The organism is Vibrio sp., assembly GCF_984391705.1.
On record NZ_CFHWOM010000084.1, the window covers coordinates 1 to 10,049 of the forward strand.

Annotated in this window: 9 protein-coding genes and 1 riboswitch; of the genes, 6 read left to right on the forward strand and 3 right to left on the reverse strand. The window is 42.7% G+C overall.

Annotated features, from left to right (window positions below; genetic code table 11):
• The coding region (locus tag AC4MRV_RS20550; protein ID WP_491189162.1) for a carboxypeptidase M32 at window positions 1-1,387 on the reverse strand (1,387 nt) is incomplete at its 3' end.
• 195 nt (window positions 1,388-1,582) lie between these two features.
• Between AC4MRV_RS20550 and AC4MRV_RS20555 the strand changes: the two genes are divergently transcribed.
• Window positions 1,583-2,230, forward strand: coding sequence for a LysE family translocator (locus AC4MRV_RS20555; protein WP_491189163.1), 648 nt, complete (start codon window positions 1,583-1,585; stop codon window positions 2,228-2,230).
• Between the two features lie 58 nt (window positions 2,231-2,288).
• Here AC4MRV_RS20555 and AC4MRV_RS20560 read toward each other — a convergent pair whose 3' ends face one another.
• The gene (locus AC4MRV_RS20560; RefSeq protein ID WP_491189164.1) at window positions 2,289-3,656 is read right to left on the reverse strand and encodes an alanine/glycine:cation symporter family protein; all 1,368 of its coding nucleotides are present in this window, start codon (window positions 3,654-3,656) and stop codon (window positions 2,289-2,291) included.
• A 108-nt stretch (window positions 3,657-3,764) separates the two neighbouring features.
• Window positions 3,765-3,869, reverse strand: a riboswitch (glycine riboswitch).
• A gap of 392 nt (window positions 3,870-4,261) precedes the next feature.
• Here AC4MRV_RS20560 and AC4MRV_RS20565 point away from each other — a divergent pair.
• Window positions 4,262-4,504 carry a hypothetical protein gene (locus AC4MRV_RS20565; protein ID WP_491189165.1) on the forward strand — a complete coding sequence of 81 codons (243 nt, stop codon included), beginning with the start codon at window positions 4,262-4,264 and terminating at the stop codon, window positions 4,502-4,504.
• A 57-nt stretch (window positions 4,505-4,561) separates the two neighbouring features.
• Here the strand turns inward: AC4MRV_RS20565 and AC4MRV_RS20570 are convergent, their stop codons facing one another.
• Window positions 4,562-4,900 (reverse strand): YggL 50S ribosome-binding family protein, encoded by a 339-nt coding sequence (locus tag AC4MRV_RS20570; protein WP_491189166.1) that lies wholly within the window; start codon window positions 4,898-4,900, stop codon window positions 4,562-4,564.
• A 252-nt stretch (window positions 4,901-5,152) separates the two neighbouring features.
• On the opposite strand from AC4MRV_RS20570, the gene AC4MRV_RS20575 reads away from it, so the two are divergent.
• The 4 genes from AC4MRV_RS20575 to AC4MRV_RS20590 all read left to right on the forward strand — a co-directional run.
• Entirely contained in the window at window positions 5,153-5,311 is a 159-nt protein-coding gene (locus AC4MRV_RS20575; RefSeq protein ID WP_491189167.1) for a hypothetical protein, read from the forward strand.
• 18 nt (window positions 5,312-5,329) lie between these two features.
• The gene (locus tag AC4MRV_RS20580) at window positions 5,330-6,064 is read left to right on the forward strand and encodes a chromosome partitioning protein ParA (RefSeq protein ID WP_491189168.1); all 735 of its coding nucleotides are present in this window, start codon (window positions 5,330-5,332) and stop codon (window positions 6,062-6,064) included.
• Between the two features lie 228 nt (window positions 6,065-6,292).
• Complete coding sequence (locus AC4MRV_RS20585; protein WP_491189170.1) at window positions 6,293-8,029, forward strand: putative bifunctional diguanylate cyclase/phosphodiesterase; 1,737 nt, start codon at window positions 6,293-6,295, stop codon at window positions 8,027-8,029.
• Between the two features lie 263 nt (window positions 8,030-8,292).
• Window positions 8,293-10,049: putative bifunctional diguanylate cyclase/phosphodiesterase (locus AC4MRV_RS20590; protein WP_491189169.1), on the forward strand; the 1,757-nt coding region annotated here is incomplete at its 3' end.

The window sequence follows — 10,049 nt, forward strand, 5'->3', positions numbered from 1 at the left end:
TACCCTTGCTCCAAATGTTTTCACCTAACCAGTTAAAAATAGGCGACAGATCACCAGATAATATGGCGCCATCCACATCAATTGTTTGCTTCATAGCTGCCATAAATTGAGCGGCGTACATTGCACCAAGCGTATATGAAGGGAAGTAACCAAAGGCTCCATCTGTCCAGTGAATGTCTTGCATACAGCCATTTTGGAAGTTGCCATCGGTCGATAGACCAAGGTATTGCTGCATTTTTTGATTCCAAAGTTCAGGGATATCAGTGTGCTTGATCTTACCGTTCATCAAGTCTCGCTCGATTTCATAACGCAGAATAACGTGTGCAGGGTAGGTGAGCTCGTCTGCGTCTACACGAATAAAGTCTTTTTTAACTCGAGTGTAGAGCTTTTGGAAGTTCTCTTGAGAGAATAGGTTCGCGTCGTTGCCGATAAAGTGCTGTCCAGCAAGACGTGACAGGTGAGCAATAAATGCATCACTGCGGCCTACCTGCATTTCAAAAAACAGAGATTGCGACTCATGAATGCCCATAGAGCGTGCTTCGCCGGAAGGAAGCCCAGCCAATGATTTAGGTAAGCCTTGCTCATAACGTGCGTGGCCTGTTTCGTGCACAATCCCCATAAGCGATTGAACGAACTCGTTTTCGTCGTAACGAGTTGTGATACGGACGTCACTTGGCACGCCACCACAGAATGGGTGAACGCTTTCATCAAGTCGACCATGTTCGAAGTCAAACTGAAGTAGTTTCATTACATCTAAGCCAAGAGCTTTTTGTTTCTCAGTGGCAAATGTGCCGCTTGGTTCAACAAACTGCTCAGACGACTGTTTTTCAATGACTTGATCGATGAGATCTGGCAGCCAAGTTTTTACATCGCTAAACAATTTATCTAGTGATTCAGAATGAGTTCCTGGCTCATAGATATCGAGCATTGCGTCGTAAGGAGAGAGCCCGGTCGCTTCGGCGCGAATTTGTGCTTCTTCTTGTGACAGTTTGACAACTTCCGCCCAATTTTTTTCAAAACCTTGCCAGTCATTCTCTCCACGTTGAGTGCGCCAAGCATGCTCACATTTTGAGCCTGCGAGCGATTGAGCTTGAACGAGCTCTTCTGGCAAGATATTCGCTTGTTGCCAGTTACGCTTTAATTCGCGTAGCGTGGCTTTTTCTTGGCTGGAAAGCTCTTCTTGTTCGGCTGCTTCAAACCAATCTGCAAGTTGAGGTTGAGTTTGCAAATTATGCATGTGCACTGAGAGCTCGGCCATCGCTTCAGAGCGAGCTTGATTGCCGCCGTTTGGCATTACAGCCGCTTGATCCCAACTACAGATCGCGCTTAGGTGCTCGAATCGAGAGATTTTTTTTGAATGTTCAGTGAGTTTCTTGAATGCGCTCATTGTTCGCCTTCCGTGACTAGTAAAAGCGAGAGTCTATCAATCTAAGATAGCCAGTCCAAGGGGTAAACACTTTATTATTCACTGAGTTAATAGAAATAAGTTGGAACTAAATACTAGTGAGGGGGTATTTAATTGTTGAAATCGACCTCGAAATATCGCTATAACGGAGGCTAAGGATATTGGGTTTACGAATAAATGGGGCTGACTTTGATTGCGAATTTTGAAGCATTTTTGATTGCTATTACGATATTGACATTGACTCCCGGGCTAGATACCGCTCTGGTGATTCGCAACTCTTCTAGAGGTGGTTTCCAAGATGGAGCAATGACGAGTTTGGGGATTTGTCTGGGCTTATTTGTTCATGCAACGTTCTCTGCGATTGGTATATCTGCGTTGCTTGCTCAATCGGCAGAGCTATTTAACATGGTTAAGATGATTGGTGCGGCTTATTTGATCTACCTAGGTTTGAGCAGCTTAAAAGCGCTGTTTTTTAATACAGATTCGTCACTAACGGTGGCAAAAGTCAAACCACTCCGAAGCGAGAATCGACTCAAGTCATTGCGAGAAGGCTTTTTATCTAATGTTCTTAATCCAAAAACCGCAGTATTTTACCTCGCTTTTTTGCCTCAGTTTATTAACCCTGAAGGCTCTGCGTTTTTGCAATCGACCTTAATGGCAAGTATTCATTTCGTCATTGCAATGATTTGGCAATGTGGGTTGGCAGGAGCGCTAACGAAAGCGAAAACTTTACTCCAAAGCGCTCGATTTATGCACTGGATGGAAGCAACTACAGGTATGGTCTTAGTCGGTTTAGGCGTGAAACTTATTCTTGAAGAACAATAAACATTGTAGGCGAATAAAAAACAGCGACCTTAGGTCGCTGTTTTTTTATCGATGAAGGCTATGCTTTTGCAGCGTTAATAGAGGTAAACTGCGCCGCAAAGTATTGCTTAGTTTCCTCTAATACCACATGGCGAAGCATGATTAAACCGATTAGGTTAGGAATCGCCATTAAACCGTTCACTATGTCAGCAATAATCCAAATCATATCGAGGTGAAGGAATGCACCTGACGCGACCAATGCCACGAAAATGAACTTGTATGGTAAAACCGCTTTAGTTCCAAACAAGAAAACGACACAACGCTCACCATAGTAGTTCCAGCCTAAAATCGTTGTAAAGGCAAAGAACATTAAACCAATTGAGACCAGCATTGGGCCAAACGTGTCTGCGCTTAGGCCGACAGCAAAAGCGTGAGTTGTCATTGCAGCGCCCGCAAAATCACTTTGCCATGCACCAGTAAGAATCAACGCAAGGCCAGTCATCGTACAGATGATGATGGTGTCGAAGAAGGTACCCGTCATAGAGATCAAACCTTGCTTCACACACGAATCGGTTTTCGCCGCCGCCGCCGCCATTGGCGCACTACCTAGGCCCGACTCATTTGAGAACACACCGCGAGCAATACCCGATTGAATTGCCAGCATAATACTTGCGCCTAAGAAGCCGCCTGTCGCTGCAGTGGAAGTAAACGCAGAGACTAATACAAGTTCAACGGCATCAAGCAGCTTATCAGCATTCATTATGATTACGCTAAGGCAGGCAAGGACATAAAAGAGCGCCATTGTTGGAACGACTTTACCCGCCACCTTAGCAATAGACTGAATACCACCTAGCGTTACAAAAGCGACAAGCAAGGTGAGTAAAGTGGCAGAGATTTCGCGAGAAATGCCAAACGAAATCTCAGATGCATCTAGAATGGCATTGACCTGCGGGAAGGTACCAATACCAAAACAGGCAACACCTAGAGCAAATACCGCGAATAGGATTGCTAATGTCTTTGAGCCAACACCGTATTGAAGGTAGTACATAGGTCCGCCGACCATTTGGCCGTTATCATCAACCTTACGGTATTTCACAGCTAGCAAGCATTCAGCATATTTGGTCGCCATGCCAAACAAAGCCGCAAGCCACATCCAGAATAGAGCGCCTGGTCCCCCCAGTTTAATTGCTGTTGCAACACCAACAATGTTTCCCGTACCTATGGTCGCAGATAGTGCAGTGCAGAGCGCAGCAAAACTAGAAACGTCCCCTTGTTTGTTCGAATCATCTTTACTAAACACCATTTTTAGTGCAGTCGGTAAGTGTCGAAACTGAATTAAGCCTAGGCTAAAAGTGAAATAGACACCGGTACCAACGAGTAAAATAAGTAGTGGTGGTCCCCAGACAAAGCTGTCTATGGTCTTAAGTAAAGATTGTAGGTTATCCATGATTTCCCCTTAATTGATAAAGCATTACTAAGGAGAAGAGAGAAAAGCAGAGATCAAGGATCTCAAATAAGCTAATAGAAGACAGGAAGTCTATAGCTGGTTGGTACTTTCCACTCCTCTGTCCTTTTGCCTGAGAGTTTCACTAAGTCGTATTGAACGATTTAGCTTGCTCCTTCGGCGACCGATTTAACGGTTCTCTCCAGAGGTTCCTCCAACTACAGTCCCCGCTACCTAGGTAGCTCCTGAAATAGTTAATTCTTCGGCGGGTTATCCTATCTAAATGTTAACAATTAGATAACAACCACTCTCCTGCAGTCTTCATCGGAACAATTGCGCACTAGTGTGAGCAAAAGATGGTCAATAACTCTGTATTATTGACGTGTGAACTCTATCATAAAAACACTGTAATTCAATATTTGTTTACAGATTAATTATTGGTAAGTTTATGACATTATTGAGTCTAATTGACTTGATTATTGATATGTCATTTAGACTTCCTTGTTTTGTTGGGTTTTTATTAAGATGTTGATATTGATGTGTTTTTTGTGGTTGGCATGAGTTGTGCAAAATGAAGGTAAAATAAAAATGACTCTAGTGAGGTCCTTATGTTTGCTCAACAAAAAACTGATAAATTCAAATTATTGCTCAACGTCTCGAATATAGCGTTAGTTGTAACTACGTTGGCAATGCTGTTAAGTGTGCTAGTTTCCTATCCGTATGCTGACTACTTCTCCTTACCCGCACAGATTGCGGCACACATCAGTACGATAGTGATCGCAGCATTTCTTAAAGTCAGCTATGTCACCCGTTGTTTAGCTCAATACAACCTTGGTCTAGAAGTTCGGTAATTGCACACAAACAAAAATAGCGCCTATCAAAGGCGCTATTTTTTAAATGCGTTGGGTTTAGAAGTAGTTGGCGTCTAACAACTCACTGCTTTCAACAGATTTAACTTCATTACGTGCTTCAAGCCAAGCAATGACTTGAGCTTTTTGCTCTTCAGTCGCATCGATGTAGCGTTTCTGAGCGCATAGGAAGCCTTCAAAGTGCTCAAGACCACCACCACCGAAACACAAACCTAGGCTGTCGATGTAATCAATAAATTCGTCGACAAATGCGTCGTAGCTATCGAAATCTGTGATAGTCGTTTCACAACTGATTTCGAAGCCAAGCATAGCGAACTCGCCTAAGTATAGCTTCTTAAGAATACGACGTTTTTTGTTGTCTAATTGATATGGTTTCATTGTATCGCCTCGGTTAGTTTTACGGGTTACTTATACCTTGTTTCGTTTCAAGCGCCAAACTTTATTCTGCGGTTTGCCAGTGAGTTGCTGATTATCTACACACTCTGTTGTCGTTAGTTGAAGTCTTGAATAAATATTAGACTTACAGACAAAGAAAACTACCTTCTGCTGACTATTCTTGTATGTTTAATGGTATAAATGAACTAGCTAACATATTGAAATTAGGTTATGCGGTGAAGCTAAGGAGAGCGTATGACTCGTTTGATTGCAATTGTGTTTTTAGTAGCACTTGCGTTTGTTTTGATTCGATATCGTACTAGTGAAAAACTTCAAAAGTATGTCGTAGTTACATTACTTTCTGGTTTTTTCATTTACACCGCGACTTTGATGGTAACAGAGTTAATCCGCTAGTGGTTAGGAGCGAGCCAAGTGAACAAGCAGACAGAAATTGAGGAAAACGAAGACGTTGTGGTTATTGAGGAGCGAGATCGTCGCAGTTATCTCTACATCACCATTGCGGGCGTTTTAGGCTTGGCTATTGGCGGGCTTATCGGATCATCTTTGACGGCGGGTAAGTGGGAGTCTGCCTACCAAAACATGGAACAGAAATACCACGCTTTAGTTGAAGATAAACAGAGCTTAGTAGAGCAGGTTGAGGTGCGAGTCGCAAATGTTGACTCCGAAGTAGAGAATAAACTTAAGCAAGCCATTCAAGAGCAAGCATTAGAACATGATGCCGCTATTCAAGCGTTAAATGCGCAAGTCGCAGAGTTGGAAAAAGTGAATTTATCACTTGAAGAGCAAGTTTCGGCCCAAAAGAAAAACCTAGCAGAGGCTAATAAAGCTAACACTCAGCTTAATCGACAAGCTGATATGCAGGCGACTATGTTCGAGCGTTCTAGAGAGTTATTCCAGCAAGAGCTTAAAGTGAAAATGGAGCTGGAAGCTCTAGAAAAAGAGCGCGAATCACTACTACCTAAAATTGCGGCTCTTAAAACGGACTGTGATGCTTATCTAGAGGGCACTTCGTGGGACGCTAAATCGGATTCGTGTGATAAGCAAGATGAAGCCAACTCACGTTTAAGCCAGATAAATCAGATGATTAAAGTACATCAAATGGACCTGAAACAAATGAAAGAGCTTTCTGAACAGCTTGGCTTGTAGTAGTAAACTTAATGCAAGCTTTTAATTTTTGCGGCGCGCATCAATCTAATGCTTTTAAATCTTAATAATATTGTCACATTAGTAAGGGTGAATCTGAAATAAGCTCTATAGTTAAAGTGTTAAACCATTCTTTTATTAGAGTTTCTACCGCGAGGTTCCAAGGTCGGAACGAGAAGACAATGTCTAAGGTTGGATGTGCTAGACGAAACTGTACCAAGCTCAATTAAAATGACGGTAAGAGTGTTATACCTGTTATCGGTTGCACTGATTACATACACACTGGTAACGGAACACGAAGTATGGAAGGAAGCCTATTTCTTGTTCCCGTTTTCCATGACTCTGGCTCTGTTTGTTTCAAATGACCGCCTGAAAATCATGTGCGCGGTGCTGTCGATAGCCGTTATCTTTGTCGGCGGCTTACTTGAACCTCTTGAGCTTGATGCAATCGAAGAGAGCTTTATCTTACTACCTCTTTGTTATCTTGTCCTTTTTCCAGGTTCGTACACCCCAATCTTGGTCGCTATAGCACTGATTTTAAGTTATCTCTATAACCTTCCACCTGAAGAGTTCGATGAATTTATCGAGGACGCTATCGAGGTTTTCGCAATCACAGTGTTTGCGACGATCATGACCTACTACTACAGCAAAGCGAAACAACAAGCTCAAGAATATAAGTTAAGCAGCTACACTGATGTATTGACGAAGTTGCCTAATTTAAATGCGTTTTATGAAGATATCCGCAATATTAATGAAGAAAACGTGTCACGCTTTGCTGTCGTTCAAATCGGTCTAAACAACTTCAAAAGTGTTAATGATAGGCTAGGGTATCGCAATGGAGACGAGTTGCTGCAAACCTTTGCCAAGCATCTGAGTAAGCAACGTCCATCTTTTGCAAAGTTCTACCGTCTAGGGGGAGACGAGTTTGTTTTTTTGGTTGAGGGCGACCGAGTTAGAGATAAGCTTGAATCCTTGTTGGAAATCCTCCATGAACACCACTCCAATCTATACCAAGTGAGTGATATGTCGCACCGTTTGTCTTTTAGCTTAGGCGTTGCGCTTGCCAATGATGCGCAAGGCAATCTTATCGTTTGGGGTAAGAATGCGGACTTGGCGTTGTTTAAAGCCCGTCAAGATGGGGCCGGGGCGGTATGTTGGTATGATGATGATTTACTTGATGAGACGGTAAGACAGCATCAAATCGAAGCTGAGCTACAAAGTGCACTGGATGAGCATAGCTTTGTGCTCCATTACCAACCGAAAGTTTCAATAGAGGGCAATGCACTGGTAGGTGCAGAAGCGTTAGTACGATGGGTGCATCCTAACCTCGGAATGGTCTCACCGGCAGAGTTTATTCCTATCGCGGAGAGAACGGGAAAGATAGTACCTCTGGGCCGCTGGGTTGCGAGGGAAGCGTGCCGAGAAGCAAAGAGTTGGCATGACAGTGGTCATTCAATCGTGGTTTCTATTAACGTTTCTAATGTTCAGTTTGCCCACGATGATGTCTATGCGTTTATTCGTGACGCTCTTAAAGAGTTTCAACTCCCCCCTCACTTACTTCAAATTGAGATAACTGAGTCGACATTGATGCAACAACCAGAATATGTCATATCAGCGTGTGAAAAGTTGCGTGAGTTGGGCGTGACTATTGCGATTGATGATTTTGGTGTTGAGTACTCGTCGCTAAACTACCTCAAAAAACTTCCTATTGATGTCCTTAAGATTGATAAGTCTTTTGTTGATGACTGTGTAACCTCTCACACAGATCACATGTTGGTTCGCACCATTATTCAGATGGGCCACAACCTCAATAAACGGGTAATAGCCGAAGGAGTCGAAGAAGAAGAGCAGTTGAAGTTGCTTGATAAAGAAGGATGTGACGAATACCAAGGTTACTTGTTTTCAAAACCTCTTCCTTCCTACGACTTTGTCGGCTTGATTGATGCGTACAAGATTGAATCTCAATAAACTCAGTACTTTTTATCCCCCTGTGCGCATTTAGGTGATTATGGACTAATGTTTATAGTGAGCAGTTATAAACGAAACGGACCAATTGTTGCCTTACTGATTTACAAGTCATGATGTATTTGATGACGAGTACTGGTGGTACGCTTGTGCGATTTATCTCGATCGTTACTAGGATAAAAGTAAAAGCGCTACAGTAAATAGAGCGTAACCAATTGGAAGTGTTGATTTCTAACGTTGAGAAACTCTTTTAGTTAGGGATAACTATGCGCCTAAATCAATTATCCGATGGCTTGCAAGTTATGGGCTATCTGGCTTACCTCTCTGCAGTCGGCTGGGTCACGTATACTTTGACGATGGTTCCTCATATATGGAATCACGTGTATTACCTGTTTCCATTGATGATGATGGTTGCGCTGTTCATCAAAGACAACTCTCTAAAGCACTTGTTCGCATTTTCTTCTTTGGCACTGATTGTCATAGGTGGGTTAATTGAACCTTTTACCCTTGAGAACATTGAGGGTAGCCTTGTGCTTCTCCCTTTATGTTACATCGTGCTTTTTCCTGGCACGCTATGGCCTATCGCGGTTGGAGCAGCCTTAATTAATAGTTATTTATACCAACTCTCCATTGAAGACTTTGAAGCGTTTGTTGATGTGTCGATAGAAGTAACCGCACTGACTCTGTTTTCTACCTTAATGGTTTATTTTTATGTCAAAACGAGTCAGCAAGCCGCTCAGTTTCTAAAAGATAGTCTCACTGATTATTTGACTCAATTGCCGAACATTAATGCTTATCATGAAGCAGTTAAAGACGTGAACAAGTCAAGCGCCACTCATTTTGGCCTAATTCATATTGGGTTAGAGGGGTTCAAAAACGTCAATGATCGCCTTGGTTACCGTCATGGCGATGCTCTGCTAGTAGCATTTGCTAAGCACTTACAAGATCTTGTTGGCGTTCGAGGTAAGATTTTTCGTTTTGGCGGGGACGAGTTTGTAGTTCTCGTGGAGAACAAAGATATAGAGACGACGCTTAATGAGCTAGTTGATGAACTCTCAATGCATCAAAAAATGATGTTCAGCATCGATAACACATCCCACCGGATTGACTATTGTATTGGAATTGCGATGGCGATGGATGCTAAGGGTAATACAGAACTCTGGGGAAAAAATGCAGATTTCGCTTTGTATAAAGCGCGAACCGAAGGTGCGGGATCAGTATGCTGGTTTGATGACCAACTTTTGAATGAAACGATCCGCCAACATCAGATCGAAACGGAAATTAAAGACGCACTGGCTAACCAACAGTTTGTGCTGCAATACCAACCCAAGGTGTCTATCAATGAGGCGCGTATAATTGGGGCGGAGGCACTGATCCGTTGGAACCATCCTCATCTTGGTCCCATTTCTCCAGCTGAGTTTATCCCTGTAGCAGAAAAAACAACGCAAATTGTTCCATTAGGTCAGTGGATCATCTATCAAGCTTGTAGACAAGCAAAGCAACTTAATGAGCAGGGACTTGATGTTTGTGTTGCGGTTAATGTATCTACAGTACAGTTCGCACATGCTGATCTGTTTGATGTGGTGTGTAAGGCACTAAAAGACACCCAATTACCCTCACATTTGCTACAAATCGAAATTACAGAGTCTACGTTGATGAGTGACCCGGAGCATATTACTGATATCTGTCGCCAACTTAGAGCGGTAGGTGTCACGATAGCAATAGATGATTTTGGTGTTGAGTACTCTTGCTTGAAGTACCTTAAACAGTTACCGATAGATGTGTTAAAAATTGACAAATGCTTTGTCGATGAATGCTCAAACAGTCACTCAGATAGAGTTCTAGTTAATACTATGGTGCAGATGGGGCATAGCCTAGGAATAAAAGTGATAGCGGAAGGTGTAGAATATGAGGAACAACTGGCTGTGTTAGAAGAGCTAGGCTGCGATCAATACCAAGGTTATTTATTCTCGCAACCTCTTTCTTACCAAGAGTTTTCCTCTATGCTTCTTCAAGAGCGAGT

What these genes read in the sequence shown, in the direction of transcription:
- AC4MRV_RS20555 (WP_491189163.1), top strand. Translation starts at nt 1,583, where the DNA reads ATGGGGCTGACTTTGATTGCGAATTTTGAAGCATTTTTGATTGCTATT.
- AC4MRV_RS20560 (WP_491189164.1), bottom strand. Translation starts at nt 3,656, where the DNA reads ATGGATAACCTACAATCTTTACTTAAGACCATAGACAGCTTTGTCTGG.
- AC4MRV_RS20565 (WP_491189165.1), top strand. Translation starts at nt 4,262, where the DNA reads ATGTTTGCTCAACAAAAAACTGATAAATTCAAATTATTGCTCAACGTC.
- AC4MRV_RS20570 (WP_491189166.1), bottom strand. Translation starts at nt 4,900, where the DNA reads ATGAAACCATATCAATTAGACAACAAAAAACGTCGTATTCTTAAGAAG.
- AC4MRV_RS20575 (WP_491189167.1), top strand. Translation starts at nt 5,153, where the DNA reads ATGACTCGTTTGATTGCAATTGTGTTTTTAGTAGCACTTGCGTTTGTT.
- AC4MRV_RS20585 (WP_491189170.1), top strand. Translation starts at nt 6,293, where the DNA reads ATGACGGTAAGAGTGTTATACCTGTTATCGGTTGCACTGATTACATAC.